This window comes from Staphylococcus sp. Mo2-1 (assembly GCF_046721385.1).
Lineage (GTDB): Bacteria > Bacillota > Bacilli > Staphylococcales > Staphylococcaceae > Staphylococcus > Staphylococcus equorum_A.
The window spans coordinates 327,352-348,295 of record NZ_JBEUUK010000001.1; the positions used below are offsets into that span (position 1 = coordinate 327,352).

General features: G+C 34.1%; 13 protein-coding genes, 1 tRNA gene and 6 pseudogenes. 16 read left to right on the plus strand and 4 right to left on the minus strand.

Annotation, left to right across the window (positions count from 1 at the left end; translation table 11 throughout):
* Positions 1-5 precede the first annotated feature (5 nt).
* From uvrA to ABLV95_RS01635, 10 genes and pseudogenes are all read left to right on the plus strand, one after another.
* Positions 6-2,840, plus strand: coding sequence for an excinuclease ABC subunit UvrA (gene uvrA / locus ABLV95_RS01590; RefSeq protein WP_069817905.1), 2,835 nt, complete (start codon positions 6-8; stop codon positions 2,838-2,840).
* A 346-nt stretch (positions 2,841-3,186) separates the two neighbouring features.
* A pseudogene (gene hprK / locus ABLV95_RS01595) lies at positions 3,187-4,123 on the plus strand (HPr(Ser) kinase/phosphatase).
* A gap of 3 nt (positions 4,124-4,126) precedes the next feature.
* Positions 4,127-4,963 (plus strand): prolipoprotein diacylglyceryl transferase, encoded by an 837-nt coding sequence (gene lgt, locus ABLV95_RS01600; protein WP_069833338.1) that lies wholly within the window; start codon positions 4,127-4,129, stop codon positions 4,961-4,963.
* A 9-nt stretch (positions 4,964-4,972) separates the two neighbouring features.
* Positions 4,973-5,448: pseudogene (locus tag ABLV95_RS01605) on the plus strand (acyltransferase).
* Between the two features lie 24 nt (positions 5,449-5,472).
* The gene (locus ABLV95_RS01610) at positions 5,473-6,909 is read left to right on the plus strand and encodes a tetratricopeptide repeat protein (protein ID WP_069817908.1); all 1,437 of its coding nucleotides are present in this window, start codon (positions 5,473-5,475) and stop codon (positions 6,907-6,909) included.
* Between the two features lie 65 nt (positions 6,910-6,974).
* A pseudogene (gene trxB / locus ABLV95_RS01615) lies at positions 6,975-7,920 on the plus strand (thioredoxin-disulfide reductase).
* A 339-nt stretch (positions 7,921-8,259) separates the two neighbouring features.
* Complete coding sequence (gene rapZ, locus ABLV95_RS01620; RefSeq protein ID WP_460876211.1) at positions 8,260-9,186, plus strand: RNase adapter RapZ; 927 nt, start codon at positions 8,260-8,262, stop codon at positions 9,184-9,186.
* Positions 9,173-10,171 (plus strand): gluconeogenesis factor YvcK family protein, encoded by a 999-nt coding sequence (locus ABLV95_RS01625; protein ID WP_460876214.1) that lies wholly within the window; start codon positions 9,173-9,175, stop codon positions 10,169-10,171. The genes rapZ and ABLV95_RS01625 overlap by 14 nt, the downstream gene beginning before the upstream one ends.
* A gap of 44 nt (positions 10,172-10,215) precedes the next feature.
* A pseudogene (gene whiA, locus ABLV95_RS01630) lies at positions 10,216-11,164 on the plus strand (DNA-binding protein WhiA).
* A 259-nt stretch (positions 11,165-11,423) separates the two neighbouring features.
* A complete protein-coding gene (locus ABLV95_RS01635; protein ID WP_460876216.1) occupies positions 11,424-12,269 on the plus strand; it encodes a YitT family protein in 846 nt (281 codons plus the stop codon).
* Between the two features lie 216 nt (positions 12,270-12,485).
* Here ABLV95_RS01635 and ABLV95_RS01640 read toward each other — a convergent pair.
* A tRNA-Arg gene (locus ABLV95_RS01640) sits at positions 12,486-12,557 on the minus strand.
* Positions 12,558-12,709: 152 nt separating this feature from the next.
* On the opposite strand from ABLV95_RS01640, the gene clpP reads away from it, so the two are divergent.
* Positions 12,710-13,294, plus strand: coding sequence for an ATP-dependent Clp endopeptidase proteolytic subunit ClpP (clpP, locus tag ABLV95_RS01645; RefSeq protein WP_069817914.1), 585 nt, complete (start codon positions 12,710-12,712; stop codon positions 13,292-13,294).
* 70 nt (positions 13,295-13,364) lie between these two features.
* Here the strand turns inward: clpP and ABLV95_RS01650 are convergent, their stop codons facing one another.
* Entirely contained in the window at positions 13,365-14,261 is an 897-nt protein-coding gene (locus tag ABLV95_RS01650) for a TIGR01777 family oxidoreductase (RefSeq protein WP_069833343.1), read from the minus strand.
* Between the two features lie 378 nt (positions 14,262-14,639).
* Positions 14,640-14,828, minus strand: a complete 189-nt coding sequence (locus ABLV95_RS01655) for a hypothetical protein (RefSeq protein ID WP_069817916.1) — start codon at positions 14,826-14,828, stop codon at positions 14,640-14,642.
* Positions 14,829-15,117: 289 nt separating this feature from the next.
* Between ABLV95_RS01655 and ABLV95_RS01660 the strand changes: the two genes are divergently transcribed.
* Positions 15,118-15,738, plus strand: a complete 621-nt coding sequence (locus tag ABLV95_RS01660) for a DUF4887 domain-containing protein (protein WP_427705233.1) — start codon at positions 15,118-15,120, stop codon at positions 15,736-15,738.
* Between the two features lie 352 nt (positions 15,739-16,090).
* Here the strand turns inward: ABLV95_RS01660 and ABLV95_RS01665 are convergent, their stop codons facing one another.
* Positions 16,091-16,324, minus strand: a complete 234-nt coding sequence (locus tag ABLV95_RS01665; protein ID WP_285324297.1) for a hypothetical protein — start codon at positions 16,322-16,324, stop codon at positions 16,091-16,093.
* A 379-nt stretch (positions 16,325-16,703) separates the two neighbouring features.
* On the opposite strand from ABLV95_RS01665, the gene ABLV95_RS01670 reads away from it, so the two are divergent.
* From ABLV95_RS01670 to tpiA, 4 genes and pseudogenes are all read left to right on the plus strand, one after another.
* Positions 16,704-17,720: a sugar-binding transcriptional regulator gene (locus ABLV95_RS01670; RefSeq protein WP_460876220.1), complete on the plus strand. Its 1,017-nt coding sequence runs from the start codon at positions 16,704-16,706 to the stop codon at positions 17,718-17,720.
* Between the two features lie 53 nt (positions 17,721-17,773).
* Positions 17,774-18,783: pseudogene (gene gap / locus ABLV95_RS01675) on the plus strand (type I glyceraldehyde-3-phosphate dehydrogenase).
* A 131-nt stretch (positions 18,784-18,914) separates the two neighbouring features.
* Positions 18,915-20,106: pseudogene (locus tag ABLV95_RS01680) on the plus strand (phosphoglycerate kinase).
* Positions 20,107-20,182: 76 nt separating this feature from the next.
* Positions 20,183-20,944 carry a triose-phosphate isomerase gene (gene tpiA / locus ABLV95_RS01685; protein ID WP_460876222.1) on the plus strand — a complete coding sequence of 254 codons (762 nt, stop codon included), beginning with the start codon at positions 20,183-20,185 and terminating at the stop codon, positions 20,942-20,944.

The window sequence follows — 20,944 nt, forward strand, 5'->3', positions numbered from 1 at the left end:
CACATATGAAACAACCATCCATTGTAGTAAAAGGGGCTCGCGCCCATAATTTAAAAGATGTAGATATTGAAATACCGAAAGATAAACTCATCGTAATGACGGGACTTTCTGGATCTGGAAAATCTTCACTTGCCTTCGATACAATTTACGCTGAGGGACAGCGTAGATATGTTGAGTCATTAAGTGCTTATGCAAGACAATTTTTAGGTCAAATGGACAAACCGGATGTTGATACAATTGAAGGTTTATCACCCGCGATATCAATTGACCAAAAGACGACAAGTAAGAACCCAAGATCAACTGTAGCGACGGTAACTGAAATATACGACTATATACGGTTACTCTACGCACGTATAGGTAAACCATTCTGTCCTAATCACGGTATTGAAATAGAATCGCAAACTGTACAACAAATGGTAGACCAAGTGATGCAACTTGAAGAGCGTTCTAAAATCCAATTATTGGCTCCTGTGGTTTCTCACAGAAAAGGTGCACAAGAAAAACTCATAGACGACATTAGTAAAAAAGGTTATGTACGTGTTCGTGTTGATGGCGAAATTATGGATGTAAACGAAGTGCCAAATTTAGATAAAAATAAAAACCATACCATCGAAGTGGTAATAGATCGCTTGGTAGTTAAAGCAGGTATTGAAGGACGTCTTGCTGATTCTATAGAAACTGCGATTAGACTTGCCGAAGGTACGTTAATCGTTGATATCATTGATGGAGAAGAATTAAAATTCTCAGAAAACCATGCTTGTCCGATATGTGGTTTTTCAATTGGTGAGTTAGAGCCACGTATGTTCAGTTTTAACAGCCCATTTGGCGCATGTCCAACATGTGATGGTTTAGGATTAAAATTAAAGGTAGATGTAGACTTAGTGGTTCCTGATACTAACAAAACTTTAAATGAAGGTGCGATCATAGCTTGGGAATCTTCAAGTTCAGATTTTTATCCAACATTATTAAATCGTGTTTGTGAAGTATATAAAATTAATATGGATAAACCATTTAAAAAATTGACAGATAGACAACAAGATATCATTTTAAACGGTTCTAAAGGTAAAGAAATTGAGTTCACATTCAAGCAACGTAATGGTCAAACACGTAAACGAACAATGGAATTTGAAGGTGTGCTTAATAATATTAATCGTCGTTATCATGATTCACCATCCGAACTTGTTAGAGAGATGATGAGTAAATATATGACAGAGCTACCTTGTGAAACTTGTAATGGTAAACGTTTAAGTCGTGAAGCACTATCTGTATATGTTTCTGGTCAGAATATTGGAGAAGTTGTTGAACATTCAATTAAAGATGCATTGCATATGTACGAACATATCGAATTGTCAGAACAAGATAGAAAAATTGCAGATCAAATATTAAAAGAAATTAACTCGCGTTTAGAATTTTTATATAACGTCGGTTTAGAATATTTAACACTTAATCGTGCATCAGGATCGCTATCAGGTGGTGAAGCGCAACGAATTCGTCTTGCTACACAAATTGGTTCTAGACTGTCAGGTGTACTTTACGTGTTAGATGAGCCTTCTATCGGTCTTCACCAACGAGATAATGATCGACTCATAAGCACATTAAAAGAAATGCGTGACTTAGGTAATACTTTGATAGTCGTAGAACACGATGAAGATACAATGCGTGCGGCTGATTATTTGGTTGATGTAGGCCCAGGTGCAGGTGAACATGGTGGCGAAATTGTCGCGAGTGGAACACCTAAACAAGTAATGAATCAGAAAAAATCACTCACTGGTCAATATTTAAGTGGGAAAAAGCTGATAGAAGTACCTGAAGAACGCCGTGAAATAACTGACCGAAAAGTAAGCGTTAAAGGCGCAAGAAGTAATAACCTAAAAGATATTGACGTAGATTTTCCATTATCAACAATGACAGTCGTTACAGGTGTCTCAGGTTCAGGTAAGAGTACGTTAGTTAATGAAGTGCTGTATAAATCATTAGCAAAACACATTAATAAATCAAAAGTAAAACCAGGTGATTGTGACGAAATTCAAGGAATAGATCAACTTGAACGTATAATCGATATTGATCAATCACCTATTGGAAGAACACCGAGATCAAATCCAGCAACTTATACAGGCGTATTCGATAATATTAGGGATATCTTCGCTCAAACAAATGAATCTAAAGTAAGAGGTTATACGAAAGGCCGCTTTAGCTTTAATGTAAAAGGTGGTCGTTGTGAAGCTTGTAGAGGTGACGGTATTATAAAAATTGAAATGCATTTCTTACCAGATGTGTATGTGCCGTGTGAAATTTGTGGTGGTTCTAGATACAATAGAGAAACGCTAGAGGTCACGTATAAAGGTAAAAACATTGCAGATATTTTAGCAATGACAGCTGAAGAAGCGACTAATTTCTTTGAAAAAGTACCTAAAATTCATCGCAAATTGAAAACATTAGTTGATGTTGGACTAGGATACGTTACATTGGGTCAACAAGCGACGACACTTTCTGGTGGTGAAGCACAACGTGTTAAACTGGCTTCTGAATTGCATAAACGTTCTACGGGTCGATCCATCTATATACTAGATGAACCTACTACTGGTTTGCATGTTGATGATATTGGGCGATTATTAAAAGTACTCAATAAACTAGTAGAAAATGGTGATACTGTAGTTATTATTGAGCATAACTTAGATGTTATTAAAATGGCAGATTATATTATTGACTTAGGTCCAGAAGGTGGCGACGGAGGCGGTACGCTTGTAGCTACCGGCACGCCAGAACAAATTGCAGAAGTAAAAGAAAGTTACACAGGACAATACTTAAAACCTGTGCTAGAAAGAGATACAGTAAAATAAAAATATATGAAAATTACTAATGTAACGCTATCCAAAAAGGTGGGTTACATAAAGTATGAATGCCTCTCTTTAAAGTAAGTACTTTAATGTGCAAACTTTGAAGGGGGTATTTTTGTATTTAAAAGCAACAACTATACAAAAAATGATTTATAGTAAATTAAATGAATAAATTGAAAATATAATCAGTCACTAGTGTCTGATATCGTTTATAATTGATATAATGATAGATATTATAGATATGTATTGAATTATCGATCTTCTACACTTTTTGATATGGATTATCATTTCTTTTTGATATGATAATATCATATTGCAAATGTAAGAGAAATATTGATAGAGGTGAACTATGTTAACTACAAAGAGTTTAGTAGACCGCTTTGAACTTGATCTCATTGTTGGAGAAGCAGGTTTAAACAAACAAATTAAAAATACAGATATTTCAAGACCAGGTTTGGAAATGGCAGGTTATTTTTCTCACTATGCATCTGACCGTATTCAATTATTAGGTACTACGGAATTATCTTTTTATAATTTATTACCAGATGAAGAACGTAAAGGACGTATGAGAAAGTTATGTCGTCCAGACACGCCGGCGATTATTGTAACGAGAGATTTAGAACCTCCAGAGGAACTTATCGCTGCAGACAAAAGAACTCGACACACCATTAATTGCGTCGACGATTGCTACTACACAATTAATGAGTCGTTTAACTACGTTTTTAGAACATGAACTAGCTAGAACAACATCGCTACATGGGGTGCTTGTCGATGTTTATGGTGTAGGTGTACTGATTACTGGTGATTCTGGAATTGGTAAAAGTGAAACAGCATTAGAATTAATAAAACGTGGTCATAGATTAGTAGCAGACGATAATGTGGAAATTAGAGAAATCAGTAAAGACGAATTAATTGGGAGAGCACCTAAGTTAATAGAACATTTATTAGAAATTAGGGGCTTAGGTATCATTAATGTAATGACATTATTTGGTGCTGGTTCGATTTTAACTGAAAAAAGATTGCGTTTAAATATTCATTTAGAAAACTGGCATAAAGACAAATTATATGATCGAGTCGGCTTAAATGAAGAAAAATTACGTATCTTAGATACTGAAATTACGAAAAAAACAATTCCTGTACGACCTGGACGTAACGTAGCGGTTATTATTGAAGTTGCGGCAATGAATTACCGTCTGAATATTATGGGCATCAATACAGCAGAAGAGTTTAATGATCGCTTAAATGCTGAAATATTACGAAATGGTAGCAACAGTGAGGAGAAATAGGTAATGATGACATTAAATTATATCAATCCAATTGCGCTTGAGCTTGGACCTATTTCGGTACGTTGGTATGGCATTATTATCGCTGTGGGGATACTCTTGGGTTATTTTATTGCTCAAGAAGGTGTGAAACGTATTGGCTTTGATAAAGATACATTAGTTGATATCATTTTTTGGAGTGCAATATTTGGATTTATTGTGGCGAGACTTTATTTTGTTATTTTCCAGTGGCCATATTATATTCAAAACCCAATTGAAATTCCGATGATATGGCATGGTGGTATTGCAATACATGGTGGTTTAATAGGTGGATTTGTTACAGGGATTATCATCTGTAAACAAAAAAATATTAATCCCTTTCAAATTGGTGATGTCATTGCACCAAGTATGATTTTAGGTCAAGGTATTGGAAGATGGGGCAACTTTATGAATCATGAAGCGCATGGTGGTCCTGTTTCAAGAACATTCTTAGAAAACTTACATATTCCAGATTTTATTATTAATAATATGTATATTAACGGCAAATACTATCAACCAACATTTTTATATGAATCTATTTGGGACATTTTAGGCTTTGTTATACTGATCTTGCTTAGAAAACATTTACGTATAGGCGATACTTTCTGTCTATATTTGATATGGTATTCCATCGGCAGATTTTTCGTAGAAGGTATGCGTACAGATAGCTTGATGTTAACAAGTGATATTCGAGTAGCACAGTTAATGTCTATTATACTGATAATAGTAGGTATTGTGATTATGATTATCAGAAGAGTGAAATATAACGCACCAAGATACAAAGATGTTGGTCCGTTAACTTGGTCAAATCAAAAAGTGAAGTGATAAAATATCATGCGTAATTTAAAAAAAGTTAAAGTTAAAGGCAATAACCCACTTTGGCATATGTATCGTTATATAAAATACTTTAAAATATTTAAACAAACAATAATTATTGAAATTTGCGGTACTTGCCTCATGTGAAAATGAAACGTTGGGTGTATTGTAATTTATTGAAAATGAGTATAGGTGAAAACACAGCATTTGCTTTTAAAGTGGTTCCCGATTTATTATACCCAGAGTATATTTCTATAGGGAAAAACTGTGTGATTGGCTATAATACTACAATTTTAACTCATGAATTTCTAGTTGATGAGTTTCGAACGGGACATGTCCAAATTGGTGATAATACTTTAATTGGTGCGAATGTTACAATATTACCAGGTGTAAGCATAGGTGCAAATGTTAAAGTCGGAGCGGGTACTGTTATTTCAAAAGACATACCGGATTCGGCATTAGCATATGGAAATCCCATGCAAATAAGAACTTAATGAATATTTAGGAGGTGATAATGGATGGCGCATAACGGCAAAGTAATACCAATGAAATTAGATAGTCAATTTTATAAAAAATTGGGAGACCAAAAATTTCTGCACCAAGATTATAAAAAGGCAGCAGAATATTATGGCAAAGTGCTGGAAATGTCACCTCAAGATTTTGATGTAAAAGTAAAATACGCGGAATGTCTTGTGAATTTAGGACTGAGTAGTGAAGCGGAGTATCTGTTTTATGAAAATATTGCACAACAAGAGTTAGTAGAAGAAAGTTATTTTCAGCTTAGTCAATTAAACATTACATTAAACGAAGCAAATAAAGCATTTTTATTTGGTATAAATTATGTCACGATGTCTAAAGATGAAGATTATAAAGAAGAACTTGAAGACATGTTTGAAGTTTCTTATAATTCAGCTGAAAAAATAGAGACAGAAAGCCAGCTATTTGCAGTACAACTTATTTTCCAATACTTATTTTCTCAGGGACGATTACCTGAAGCACGAACATTTATCTTAAATCAAAATGATGAAATTCAAGAACATCGCGTAGTGCGTAATTTACTTGCGATGTGTTATTTATACATGAATGAATATGACATTGCTAAAGAAATGTTTGAGCGATTGCTTAGTGAAGATAATACGGATGTACATGCATTATGTCATTATACTTTATTACTTTATAATACGAATGATAAAGAAAAATACCAACGCTATTTAAAAATTTTAAGTAAAGTCATGCCGATGAATGATGATGAGTCATTTAAACTAGGTATCGTTTTATGTTACTTGAAACAATATGAAGCTTCGCAAAAAATATTACAACCACTTTATAGAAAAGGAAAATTCCTTTCCATCCAAATGTATAACGCGTTAAGTTATAACAGTTACCATTTAAATAATATTGATGAAAGTAAATATTTTTGGTCGAAATTGCAAGAAATGACTAAAGTCGATGTAGGTTATGCACCTTGGGTTATTGCTGAGAGTAAAATGTATTTCGATGAACAAGTATTACCATTGTTACTCCATGACGATAGCCATCACAGGCTATATGGTATTTTCTTATTAAATCAGTTAAAAGGGCGAGAAGTGCTTTTGACACAAGAAATTTGGGCAGTTTTAGAATCTATGGAAGATTACGAAAAGCTATATCTTACGTATATTATTCAAGATTTAAAGTTAAACAAATTAGATTTCATTCACAGAGGCTTATTGATGTTGTATGGTGTGAAATCATTGAAAAATAATGAAGAATTATTTATTGTATGGATTGATCAAGCAGAAGCGATTATATCTGAAAAAGTAGATTTAACAAATGTAAATGAATATATTGCGGCATTTGTGTATATGTATTATCGTAATGCTGATAGTAAAATAACAAAACAACAAGTAATGGAATGGTTTGATATATCTTCTTACCGTTTAAATAAAACGATAGATTATTTAGTGAGCATATAAGTTTAAGAAATGCAAGAAATCATATATACTGCGCATAATGAATTATTAAACAGGAGGCAATTTAAATGGCTGAACAAGTGGATTTTGATGTGGCAATTATAGGTGCCGGACCAGCAGGAATGACTGCCGCAGTTTATGCATCACGTGCTAATTTAAGCACAGTAATGATTGAACGTGGTATGCCAGGTGGACAAATGGCAAACACAGAAGAAGTTGAGAACTTCCCAGGGTTTGAAATGGTAACAGGTCCAGACTTATCAACGAAAATGTTTGAACATGCGAAAAAATTTGGTGCAAAATATCAATATGGCGATATCAAATCTATAGAAGATAAAGGTACGCATAAAGTGATTAACCTTGGTAATAGTGAAATTACTGCTCGTGCCGTAATCATATCAACAGGTGCAGAATACAAAAAAATTGGTGTACCAGGTGAACAAGAACTAGGTGGCCGTGGTGTAAGTTATTGTGCCGTATGTGATGGTGCATTCTTTAAAGGTAAAAAATTATTTGTTATTGGTGGCGGGGATTCAGCTGTAGAAGAAGGAACATTCCTTACGAAATTTGCTGATAGCGTAACAATCGTTCACCGTAGAGATGAATTACGTGCACAAAAAATCTTACAAGATCGTGCATTTAAAAACGATAAAATTGATTTTATTTGGAGTCACACTTTGAAAACAATTAATGATAAAGATGGTAAAGTAGGCTCAGTAACATTAGAATCAACGAAAGATGGCACAGAACAAACACTAGATGGTGATGGCGTATTTGTGTACATTGGTATGAAACCATTAACAATACCTTTCCAAGATTTAGGCATTACTAATGAAGTTGGCTACATTTTAACGAATGAAGACATGAGTACAAGTGTACCTGGTATATATGCAGCAGGCGACGTACGTGAAAAAGGTTTACGTCAAATTGTAACGGCAACTGGCGACGGAAGTATTGCGAGCACAAAGTGCTATTGCATATATCGAACATTTAAACGATGCAATTGAAGCATAAATAAATTGAATCATTGATGAAGTAAAGTCATAATTTATAAAAGATTTTATAAATTATCATAGATAAATTCAGTCATAGCTAGAATGTCATACTTACGATCTATAAGTAAGTTATAACATTCTAGCTTTTTTACATAATGAAACAGCTATAGCTTTATAGTGTCGATAGATAAAACTACTACCTTAGTCGTTTTTCATGTAAAATATAATGTGATAATATTAACTCGTTAGACTTATATTGAGAAAAATGAAATATAATGTATAAATGCCAATATAAATAAACTATTAACAACATAGAACTAATTTTGCGATTAAAATAATCAATGGATGGTGTAAAGAGATGCGCCGAGAAGAAAAAGAAATAGTAAAGAGTGAATTGTTGGTTGTAACTGGTTTGTCAGGCGCCGGAAAATCTATGGTCATCCAGAGTTTAGAAGATATTGGATATTTCTGTGTAGATAATTTACCACCGATTCTGTTACCAAAGTTTGTAGAATTGATGGGGCAAGGGAACCCTTCTTTACAAAAAGTAGCGATTGCTATTGATTTGAGAGGTAAGGAACTCTTTAAGTCTTTAATTAAAGAGATGGATCAAATTAAGAGTAACTCAGACGTTATTGTTGATTTAATGTTCTTGGAAGCTTCGAATGAAAAACTAATCTCTCGTTATAAAGAAACACGTCGTGCACATCCTTTAAATGAAAAAGGTCAACGTTCATTAATTGAATCTATTGAAGAAGAACGTGAGTTGTTGAGTGAAATTCAGAGTTTAGCGAATTATACGATTGATACATCGCAAATGACACCGAAAGAATTACGCAAACGCGTGGGGGATTATTTTAATCAAAGTAACTACCAAACATTTAATATTAATGTCATTAGCTTCGGTTTTAAACATGGTATACAAATAGATGCGGACCTTGTATTTGATGTAAGGTTTTTACCAAATCCGCACTACGTTGATGAGTTGAGACCATTAACTGGTGAAGATGAAGCGGTATATAAATATGTAATGAAATGGAAAGAAACAAATATTTTTTATGAAAAATTAATGGATTTATTGAAATTTATGGTGCCAGGGTATAAAAAAGAAGGTAAATCTCAACTTGTTATTGCAATAGGGTGTACTGGTGGCCAACATCGTTCTGTCGCACTAGCCAAACGTATCGGAGCAGAACTCAGAGAGAGTTTTGACTATAATGTGTATGTGCAACATAGGGATGCACATGTCGAAAGTGGCGTGAAACAAAAAAATGAAAAGAATTAAACTTGTACTTATAGGTGGAGGTACGGGTTTATCCGTTTTAGCACGTGGTTTAAAGGGTTATCCGATTGATATTACGACGATTGTCACAGTAGCTGATGATGGTGGTAGTACGGGTAAAATACGAAGCGAAATGGATATACCTGCTCCAGGAGATATACGAAACGTTATTTCGGCATTAAGTGAAACTGAATCAACAATAGAGCAATTGTTTCAATATCGTTTTAAAGAAAACCAAGTCGAAGGTCATTCTTTAGGTAACTTACTCATCGCCGCATTAACCAACATCAATAACGATTTCGGCCATGCAGTGAAAGAACTAAGTGAAATTTTAAATATTAGAGGTCGTGTTATTCCATCTACTAATGCGAGCGTACGTTTAAATGCAGTAATGGAAGATGGAGAAATTGTATATGGCGAATCTAATATTCCAAAAAAGAATAAAAAGATTAAACGTGTATTTTTGGAACCAGAAGATGTTGAGCCAATGGAAGAAGCAGTGGAAGCAATAGAAGAAGCAGATTTAATCGTGTTAGGCCCTGGCTCACTTTATACGAGTGTGATTTCTAACCTATGCGTGAAGGGTATTTCTAATGCACTGCCGGGTGGAGACGTTCCTAAATTATATGTTTCAAATGTTATGACACAGCCAGGTGAAACAAATAGTTATACTGCAGTCGACCATGTGAACGCAATACATGATCATGTTGGTCAGAACTTTATCAGTTACTCTATTTGTAGCACCCAATCATTTACTGAAGATGTGTTGAGGCGTTATAGGGAAGATGGGGCATCACCAGTGAAATGTAATATGAATCATATGGAAGAACAAAATATTAAAGTATTTACACACCCTAATTTAGTAGAAGTTTCTGAAGAATACTATGTGCGTCATAATACTGAAGTGTTATCTAAAATGATTTACGAAATAGCTATGCGAGAAACTGAAACGATTGAATTTACGCGAGATAAAGAAAATGATGAATAATAACTAAGTGATATCATTTAGTTAAAGAAGGGACTGATTAATCTATGAGCTTTGCATCCGAGATGAAGAATGAACTAACTAGAATAGAAGTAGATGAAGAGAATGCAAAAGCAGAGCTCAGTGCGCTTATTCGTATGAATGGTGCACTCAGTCTTTCCAACCAACAATTTGTTATTAACGTACAAACTGAAAATGCTACTACGGCAAGACGTATATATTCGTTAATTAAAAAAGTTTTTAATGTTGAAGTGGAACTACTTGTGAGAAAGAAAATGAAATTAAAAAAGAACAATATTTATATCTGTCGTATTAAAGTACGTGCTAGAGAAATATTGGATGAATTAGGTATTTTAAAAAGTGGCGTCTTTACGCACGAAATTGATGAAGCATTGATTCATGATGATGAAATGAGAAGAAGTTATTTACGTGGTGCTTTTCTTGTCTGGTGGCTCAGTAAACAATCCAGAAACATCATCTTATCATTTAGAAATATTTTCATTATATGAAGACCATTCTGAAGGTATAACGCAGTTAATGAATAAATATGATTTGAACGCCAAGCATCTCGAACGAAAAAAAGGTAGTATTGCTTATTTAAAAGAAGCGGAAAAAATTTCTGATTTCTTAAGTTTAATCGGTGGATATCAAGCACTATTGAAATTTGAAGATGTCCGTATTGTACGTGATATGAGAAACTCTGTTAACAGATTGGTGAATTGTGAAACTGCTAATTTGAACAAAACAGTAAGTGCCTCTATGAAACATGTAGAAAGCATTCGTTTAATTGACCAAGAAATTGGTCTAGATAATTTACCTGAAAGATTACGTGAAATTGCAAGACTAAGAGTAGAACATCAAGAAGTGTCACTTAAAGAATTAGGTGAAATGATGACTTCTGGCAATATATCTAAATCTGGTGTGAATCATCGATTAAGAAAGTTGAATGAAATGGCGGATAAGTTGAGAAGCGGCGAACCAATTGAACTGAAATAATATGCTTTACAGTTTTAAATTTCAGTTTGGACCCTTCAATACTGACTTTGAGAAATTTTAGGGCATTATTAAAAATAAATCTAGTCATACGTGAAATAGTTGTGCTAGAATTATTATAAAATAATTGTATAATTTCATTTTGACTATTAACGCCTCTATAAAGAGGTGTTTTTTTATATAATTAATACAATTTATGATGCGTAATAGCAATAGAACAATGCTTCAAACCTATTGTTCTTGGAGTCGAAGGAGTGAGTTTATGTCAAAACTGTTTAATAAGCATTCTAAAAATATTATCCTTTGTATAATAGGCACGTTTATTAATGCAATAGGTGTCAATTGTTTTTTACTTGGATCTAACTTAGGAGATGGGGGCACTGTTGGTATATCCCTAGCACTATTATATTCATTTGGATTGTCGCACGCGTGGACTTCATTAATTATCAATACACTTGTTGTATTAATTGGTTGGAAATTTTTGAGTAAAACGACTGCAGTATATACAGTTATAGCAAATACGTCACTCTCACTTTTTTTACATTTAACTGAAAATATAAATCTAGGTGTGGATAATTTTGTGATTAACGCTGTGTTTGGTGGGGCTATCATTGGTATTGGCGGAGGTTTAGTTATTGCGACGGGTAGTACACTCGGAGGCACCTCAGTCATAGCTAAGATAATTAATAAATATTCAGAAATTAAAACATCACAAGGCATCTTTGTATTGGATGCGCTTGTCGTGCTATCTTTTTTAATGGTACTCCCTTTACAAAATGTGTTATTTACAATCATTATGCTATTCGTAACCGAAAGAGCGACATCGTTTATCATAGAAGGGTTTAATCCTAAAAAAGCAGTTACTGTTATATCAAGTAAAAGCGAAACAATTAGCGATAAAATTAATGCTTTTACAGGTAGAGGTTCTACGATATTAACTGGTAAAGGTGGCTATGCTAAGAGTGAGACGCGTATGCTATACGTGGTAGTGCCACAATCTCAAGTAACAAGAGTGAAAAAGCTTGTTAACGAAGAAGATGAAAATGCCTTTTTAGTAATCCATGATGTGAGAGATGTTTTAGGTAGTAGTTTTATAAATGTAAAATAAACCTATAAAGTCTTGTTTTAATAATGAGAAACAATTGTCTTGCATAGATTTTTAGCATATTATAAACTACATAGATTACTAGATATATTGAAAAAGGGTATATGATAAAAGTGGTTAATGGTTTGAGTGTTTTTAAATATAAAAAACAAAACCCCGACATCATAGATATATAAATAACCTATGGTATCGGGTGATGTTTAGAAAATCTTATGAAAGTCCCCTCGAAGGGAATCGAACCCCCATTTTAAGAACCGGAATCTTACGTGTTATCCATTACACTACGAGGGGTTAAAAAACACGGTAATACAAGTGTACAAATCTTAGAAGTAACGGTCAATAAGAATAATGTAAGTTTCGTGAAATTTCGAGCTTAATTTTTGACCATATTTGACTTTTGAGTTAAAATAAATTTATCAATTAGAAATGAGGAGGCAATATTAATGAATTTAATACCTACAGTAATTGAAACAACAAACCGTGGGGAACGTGCATATGACATTTACTCACGTTTATTAAAAGACCGTATTATTATGTTAGGTTCACAAATCGATGATAATGTAGCAAACTCTATAGTTTCACAATTATTATTCCTACAAGCACAAGATGCTGAAAAAGATATCTATCTTTATATCAATTCACCGGGCGGAAGTGTGACGGCTGGATTTGCAATTTATGATACAATCCAACACATTAAACCAGATGTACAAACAATCTGTATTGGTATGGCTGCCTCAATGGGTTCATTCCTACTTGCAGCAGGAGCAAAAGGTAAACGTTTTGCTTTACCAAATGCTGAAGTAATGATTCACCAACCACTTGGTGGTGCGCAAGGTCAAGCAACAGAAATTGAAATTGCTGCGAATCATATTCTTAAAACACGTTCAAAATTAAACCAAATTTTAGCAGATCGTACTGGTCAGTCAATTGAAAAAATTGAAAAAGATACAGATCGTGATAATTTCTTATCAGCTGAAGAAGCTAAAGAATACGGTTTAGTTGACCAAGTTATGGTTCCTGAAGCATAATATTAAAAATAATATAAAAGCTTAAGTAAAAAAGACAAGTCACATTATGTGGCTTGTCTTTTTTTATTCATTATTTTACTAAATCTTCTAAAGCTATTTTTAAATCTGGATATTTAAATTTAAAATCTATAGCCTGTAATTTATTTGGAATTACTTTTTGTGTGTCTAATACAACTGTAGACATTTGACCTAAAGCTAATCTTAAGGCTAATGCAGGCACCCAAGTGAAATGGGGGCGGTGTGTGACACGTGCCAGTGTATAGCCGAATAAATTTTGATGTTCAACAATAGGCGCTGTAAAGTTGAAAACGCCTTGCGCATTTCCGTGGTTAATTGTATAGAGAATTGCTCTTGTTAAATCATCTAAATGAATCCAAGAATACCATTGTCTACCTGAACCGAGTTTACCACCAAGGTAAAATTCATATGGTAGTTTCATTAAAGGTAAGGCGCCTCCATCTTCTGCAAGAATCATGCCAAATCTACCAATTACAACACGTGTGCCTAATGATTCAAACTGACGTGCACGACGTTCCCATTGGTAAACTACTTCCGATAAGAAATCAAATGGGAGTGATTGATATAATTCTGTATAAGTTCGATCGTAATCTGGTTTGTAATAACCAACTGCACTCGCATTGAAGAATACTGAAGGTTTTTGTTTGCGATTTTTAAACAAGTCGAATAATGCTTGCGTAGACTGTATGCGACTCAACATAATTGCTTGTTTATGTTCTTTTGTCCACCGTTTCATTAAACTTGCACCCGCAAGGTTAATAACAATGTCAATATCAGGAATTTGAGATTCCCAATTTGCTTTAGACCAATTAACGTATGTTATTTTGGGATGTGAAGTTGATTTGTCTTGTCTAGTAAGTATCGTTATATGCGCATCACTTTGCTTGATAGCTTCAACGAGTTGGCTACCAACCATACCTGTGCCGCCTGTTATTAAATAGTGTTTCATTATATCACCTCATAAAATAGTAATGCTTTAGACTGTAATGATTAAAAACGACTCAAGCTAATTGCTTTTCTGACATAATTCTTTCGAAAATTGTTCAAGAATATGTCATTTAGTCATCTTAAGAAGTATTTAAAATAATATAGGATGCCGTTATAATAAGGGTACCTTCGATATTAATTAATCATCTCTTAATTATTTCGAGTATACCCCATAATATACTAACGAAGGTAAAATTTTGACTCCCTTTAGTAGTGGCCTATGCGATTATCGTATAGGCCTATATTTATATGCTAACGTAATTAAAGATTTATAACTATCTTTTTATTTAGATAGCGCTTATATAAATGTATCCTCAATAAGATTTTTACAGCTTTACTATTAGATGAAAAGAAAAATTAGACTGAAAATAACTAATAGAAGGAAAATTATAAAACTAAAGAAAAAATAACGCTTTTTTGAAGTGGGCTTTGGTTCATAGTTATCATTTTCAACCATCATTTGGCGAAGGCCTTTTTTGTTATGGTGATCCTGCTGCTCTAAATCATTTAATAAATCATGTTTATTCATATTTAGCTCACATCCTGTTATGATAATAGTGAAACATGTAAAGTATCATTTGAAATTAAATAAAAGTATTGTAAATATAGTTTGGTTTAGATTAATATTAAATTGAAACATAAAATATTAAGACATATTTGTATTTTACAATAGATATGACATCAAGATAACATCCATATTAAAAAATAGTTAATCGGTTTGATTAGTATAAAAAATAGTGTAAAATATACATTTGTTAATGAAAGTACATTTAGAATAAATATAAAAGTTATGATATAAATTGAAGTGAGGGGAGCTTATGCCAAAGCATAATCAAAATAACAAGAAAATGAGCACTTTTGCAAAAATTGTGAGCGCGATTATTGTCTTGTTATTAGTAGGTGGATTAGTTTTTGCCATTTTTGCCTTTGTAGATCATTCGAAACAAGCCGATGAACGTTTAGCTGATCAAAAGCAAGAAGAAAAAGATAAGAAAAAAGAAAAGACTAAAGAAGAAAAAGATAAGAAAAAAGAGAAATCGACAGAAGAATCACAAGAAACTCAACAACAAACTCAGCAAGTTCCAACTACGCAACAGACACAAGAGACGCAACAAACTCAACAGCAAACTCAGCAACCTGCAACAGCTGAACGTACAACAGAAGAAGAAAAAGACTCTCCTGAAAAAACAAAAGAAGCAACAACTGAAGAACGCTCTACTGAAGAGCAAACTACAGAGGAACGTACTACTGAAGAACGTACTACCGAAGAGCGTACGACAGAGGAAAAAACACCTGAGCCATCAACAGAAGAAAGAACTTCAGAACCTTCAACTGAAGAGCAAACGCCTGAACCTTCAACAGAAGAAAGAAGTAGTCAAGCTGACACACAAGAAAAATCATCACAAAACAATGACTCAAATTCATCAGAAGAAGATTAATATTGTTAATAACTGTTTAGTAGATATAGGTGCATAATTTATTAAAAAGAAGCACTCGTGCAAACGAGTGCTTCTTTTTATATTATCGACAAAGACTACGACTTTGTTGGCATTTTTTATGCACGTGTCCCACATGAGTACAGCTTTAGACTTTAGTTGGTGCATCTCCTGTAGGAGTCGTAGCAAATTACTGTCATTTTTTTAAAATTAATCAATCATTTATCATTAGTAATTAGTCGAACTCATATAAAGGCCAATACAGACTTTATTTTTAAACTATATTTTAATTAACTTGAAGTGCAGGGCATTTATAATTTTAAATAAAGTAAAAGCTAATATGAATCAGATTGAATTAAAATAAGAAGTTTAATAAGAAAGTAAGAAGTGATGACAAGAGTATTAAAGTGATGCAACCACTCAAACAACCGAATGGCCCACAACCACAACCGACATTTTTCGTATAGTTATATGACTGGTGTTGTTGTGTACCAGCGTATGGTTTTTGACTATGCTTATTAAAATGATCTGGGTTCTTATATCGTTGGTCATCCGGATCGATAACCTCTGGTTGATCTTTTTGTGACATAGTTTTTCCTCCAAAATAGTATTATAAAGCTATTTTAATGATAATAGGACAACCATTCAATCATTCACGCTTGTAAAAGCCCAAGAATGTGAATAATATGTGTTTATATTATTATATGTACTATTAAAAAATAATAAGTATGAATGATTAATTGATGTTTTTAACGGGTATTAAATTATTGTAGACAGTTACAAAAGTAACTAAAATTTTAATGGTCAATAGTCAATAATTAATAGATAGGTATTTCTCTTGCAATTTGAAAAATATAGTAGTAGTATTGCTGTTATAAGAGGTTATATTTTTTTGTCCCACCAGGGACGCAAAAAGTCAATCTATGGTTAGAACTTGACCCTTTAAATGGAAATGGAGGTGGATAGTAGTGAAGGACTTGATAAAAATTCAACAAAAGTTAGTTCCAGAAATTGTTGAAAAGATGTATCGTCGTTTTTCAATACTCACTACTATCTCCAAGCATCAACCCGTAGGTAGACGAAGTTTAAGTGAATACATGGATTTGACTGAACGCGTATTACGTTCTGAAACAGATATATTGAAGAAACAAGAACTTATCAAAGTTAAACCGACAGGTATGGAAATAACTGAAGAAGGTGAAACAACAATTCGTCAATTGAATAGCTATTTCAATATTTATTCAGATGATCATCATCTTGCGCAAGTTATTAAAGAGCAGTACAACATCAAAGAAGTTTACGTCATACCTGGCGATTCAGATGCTGATAAAACAGTTAAGGTTGAGTTGTCACGTCAGGCGGGACAACTTGTAGAAGATATTCTTTACGAACATGCAATAGTTTCTGTGACTGGTGGTTCAACAATGGCATATGTTAGCGAAGCCATGCACAAGCAACCGTACAATGTATTATTCGTACCGCGCGTGGAGGGCTTGGTGAAAATGTTGTATATCAAGCGAATACGATTGCTCGCAAGTATGGCGCAGCAAACGAACGGTGATTATACCACATTGTATGTCCCAGATAATGTAAGTGAGACAACATATAACACGCTTATGTTAGAACCATCAGTCATCCATTCACTTGAGAAAATTAAAGAATCCAATATTACAATCCACGGCATTGGTGATGCGCTGAAGATGGCGCGAAGACGTCAATCACCTAGTGAAGTTATAGAGAAACTTCAACATCACAATGCCTCGGGAGAAGCATTTGGATATTATTTCGATGATCAGGGTGACATTGTCCATAAAGTGAAAACGATTGGACTACAGTTAGAAGATCTTGAGTCGAAGAAGTTTATCTTTGCCGTAGCTGGGGGTAGATCAAAAGGAGAAGCTATTAAAGCTTACCTTTCAATTGCACCCAATAACACTGTATTAATCACAGACGAAGTCACGGCAAGAGTAATCGCAAAACAATAGTAATAAAAGGTGAAAAACACTTTTTAAATATCATTTTAAAGGAGGCCATTATAATGGCAGTTAAAGTAGCAATTAATGGTTTTGGTAGAATTGGACGTTTAGCATTTAGAAGAATTCAAGACGTAGAAGGTATTGACGTAGTAGCAGTTAACGATTTAACAGATGACGAAATGTTAGCTCATTTATTAAAATATGACACTACACAAGGTCGCTTCACAGGAGAAGTTGAAGTAGAAAAAGACGGATTCCGTGTAAATGGTCAAGAAGTTAAATCATTCTCAGAACCTGAACCAAGTAAATTACCTTGGAAAGACTTAGACATCGATGTTGTTTTAGAATGTACTGGTTTCTTCGCTGATAAAGAAAAAGCAGAAGCTCACATTGACGCTGGCGCTAAAAAAGTATTAATCTCTGCACCAAGCAACAGGCGACTTAAAAACAATCGTTTATAACACTAACCACAGTGAATTAGATGGTTCAGAAACAGTTGTTTCAGGTGCTTCATGTACTACTAACTCATTAGCTCCAGTAGCTAAAGTTTTAAATGATGACTTCGGCTTAGTTGAAGGTTTCATGACTACTATTCACGCATATACTGGTGACCAAAGTACTCAAGATGCTCCACACAGAAAAGGCGACAAACGTCGTGCACGTGCGACTGCTGAAAACATCATCCCTAACTCAACAGGTGTCGCTAAAGCAATTGGTTTAGTAATCCCTGAAATCGATGGTAAATTAGACGGTGGCGCTCAACGTGTTCCAGTTGCTACTGGTTCATTAACTGAACTTACAGTTGTATTAGAAAAAGACGTAAGCGTTGAAGACGTTAACGCAAGCAATGAAAAATGCTTCAGACGAATCATTTGGTTACACTGAAGACGAAATCGTTTCTTCTGACGTAATCGGTATGACTTACGGTTCATTATTCGATGCAACACAAACACGTGTTATGACAGTTGGAGATCACCAATTAGTTAAAATAGCTGCTTGGTACGATAACGAAATGTCTTACACTTCACAATTAGTTCGTACTTTAGAATATTTAGCTGACCAATCTAAATAATTCGGATTAAAAAATTAATTTAACAAGCTTAGATGTTGTTAAATTTAAACAATAAGCTTAGGAGTAAGCGGGGAGCACATCGCTTCTCCGCTTATTTTACTTTATTGTTCCATTCAGAGGAGGAAGCTTATATGGCTAAAAAAATTGTAACTGACATAGAATTAAAAGGTAAAACTGTACTTGTACGTGCAGATTTTAACGTACCAATGAAAGACGGCGAAATCACTGATGATAACCGTATCGTTCAAGCTTTACCAACAATCAAGCATATTATTGAACAAGGTGGAAAAGTAGTATTATTCTCTCACCTAGGTAAAGTTAAAGAAGAAAGCGATAAAGCAGAATTAACTTTAAAACCAGTTGCTGAAGCATTAACAGAAAAATTAGGTAAAGATGTTGCGTTTGTACCTGAAACACGTGGCGAAAAGCTGGAACAATCTGTTAAAGCACTTAACGAAGGCGATGTACTTTTAGTTGAAAATACACGTTTTGAAGACGTTGAGGGTAAAAAAGAATCTAAAAATGATTCTGACTTAGGCAAATACTGGGCATCACTTGGCGATGTATTCGTAAATGATGCTTTCGGTACAGCTCACCGTGAGCACGCGTCTAACGTTGGTATCGCATCTAATTTAGAAACAGTTGCAGGATTCTTAATGGAAAAAGAAATTAAATATATCGGTGGCGTAGTTGAAAACCCTGATAAACCTGTAGTTGCAATTTTAGGTGGCGCTAAAGTTTCTGACAAAATTGGTGTCATCACGAACTTATTGAAAATTGCTGACAAAGTACTTATCGGTGGCGGAATGTCGTACACATTCTTCAAAGCGCAAGGTAAAGAAATTGGTTTATCGTTATTAGAAGAAGATAAAGTCGACTTTGCTAAAGAATTATTAGACCGTGCGAGCGATCAAATTGTTTTACCAGTAGATTGCAAAATTGCTAAAGAATTCTCAAATGACGCTGAAATCACAGAAGTATCTGTTGATGATATCCCAGCTGATCAAGAAGCAATGGATATTGGACCGAAAACAGTAGAATTATTCAAAGAACAATTACAAGGTGCGCATACAGTTATATGGAACGGACCAATGGGTGTATTTGAATTAAGTAACTTTGCTAAAGGTACGATTGGTATTTGTGAAGCAATCGCTGAACTAAAAGATGCTAACACAATTATCGGTGGTGGCGATTCAGCTGCAGCGAGCAATTTCATTAGGATATGCAGATGACTTCAGTCACATTTCAACTGGTGGCGGCGCTTCATTAGAATATCTTGAAGGTAAAGAGCTACCAGGCGTTATCGCAATTGCTAACAAATAATTGCACGACTAAACATACAAGACATGATTATAGCTTTTAAATATTAATCATAAATTACTAATAGGAGTGTTATATAATGAGAAAACCAATTATCGCAGGTAACTGGAAAATGAATAAAACAGTTCAAGAAGCTAAAGATTTCGTTAATGCATTACCAACATTACCAGACACTAAAGAAGTAGAATCTGTAATTTGTGCGCCAGCAATTCAATTAGACGCATTAGTTACTTTAGTAAATGATGGTAAAGCACAAGGATTACAAATCGGTGCTCAAAATGCTTACTTCGAAGATAATGGCGCATTTACTGGTGAAACTTCTCCAGTTGCATTAGCAGACCTTGGTGTTAAATATGTTGTTATTGGACATTCAGAACGTCGTGAAATCTTCAAAGAAACAGACGAAGACATTAACAAAAAAGCACATGCTGTATTTAACCACGGTATGACACCAATCATTTGTGTTGGCGAAACTGATGAAGAACGCGAAAGTGGAAAAGCAAACGAAGTTGTTGGCAACCAAGTGAAAAAAGCAGTAGAAGGTTTATCTGAAGATCAATTACAACAAGTAGTTATTGCTTATGAACCAATCTGGGCTATCGGTACTGGTAAATCATCAACTTCTGAAGATGCTAACGAAATGTGTGCATTTGTAAGAGAAACAGTTGCTGAGTTATCTAGTCAAACAGTAGCAGATGCAACTCGTATTCAATATGGTGGTAGTGTTAAACCTAACAACATTAAAGAATACATGGCTCAATCAGACATCGATGGCGCATTAGTAGGCGGCGCATCACTTAAAGTGGATGATTTTGTACAATTGTTAGAAGGTGCAAAATAA

Excerpts from the sequence above, each read along its gene's own strand:
- uvrA (WP_069817905.1), top strand. The coding sequence starts at position 6 with ATGAAACAACCATCCATTGTAGTAAAAGGGGCTCGCGCCCATAATTTA.
- lgt (WP_069833338.1), top strand. The coding sequence starts at position 4,127 with ATGATGACATTAAATTATATCAATCCAATTGCGCTTGAGCTTGGACCT.
- ABLV95_RS01610 (WP_069817908.1), top strand. The coding sequence starts at position 5,473 with ATGGCGCATAACGGCAAAGTAATACCAATGAAATTAGATAGTCAATTT.
- rapZ (WP_460876211.1), top strand. The coding sequence starts at position 8,260 with ATGCGCCGAGAAGAAAAAGAAATAGTAAAGAGTGAATTGTTGGTTGTA.
- ABLV95_RS01625 (WP_460876214.1), top strand. The coding sequence starts at position 9,173 with ATGAAAAGAATTAAACTTGTACTTATAGGTGGAGGTACGGGTTTATCC.
- ABLV95_RS01635 (WP_460876216.1), top strand. The coding sequence starts at position 11,424 with ATGTCAAAACTGTTTAATAAGCATTCTAAAAATATTATCCTTTGTATA.
- clpP (WP_069817914.1), top strand. The coding sequence starts at position 12,710 with ATGAATTTAATACCTACAGTAATTGAAACAACAAACCGTGGGGAACGT.
- ABLV95_RS01650 (WP_069833343.1), bottom strand. The coding sequence starts at position 14,261 with ATGAAACACTATTTAATAACAGGCGGCACAGGTATGGTTGGTAGCCAA.
- ABLV95_RS01655 (WP_069817916.1), bottom strand. The coding sequence starts at position 14,828 with ATGAATAAACATGATTTATTAAATGATTTAGAGCAGCAGGATCACCAT.
- ABLV95_RS01660 (WP_427705233.1), top strand. The coding sequence starts at position 15,118 with ATGCCAAAGCATAATCAAAATAACAAGAAAATGAGCACTTTTGCAAAA.
- ABLV95_RS01665 (WP_285324297.1), bottom strand. The coding sequence starts at position 16,324 with ATGTCACAAAAAGATCAACCAGAGGTTATCGATCCGGATGACCAACGA.
- tpiA (WP_460876222.1), top strand. The coding sequence starts at position 20,183 with ATGAGAAAACCAATTATCGCAGGTAACTGGAAAATGAATAAAACAGTT.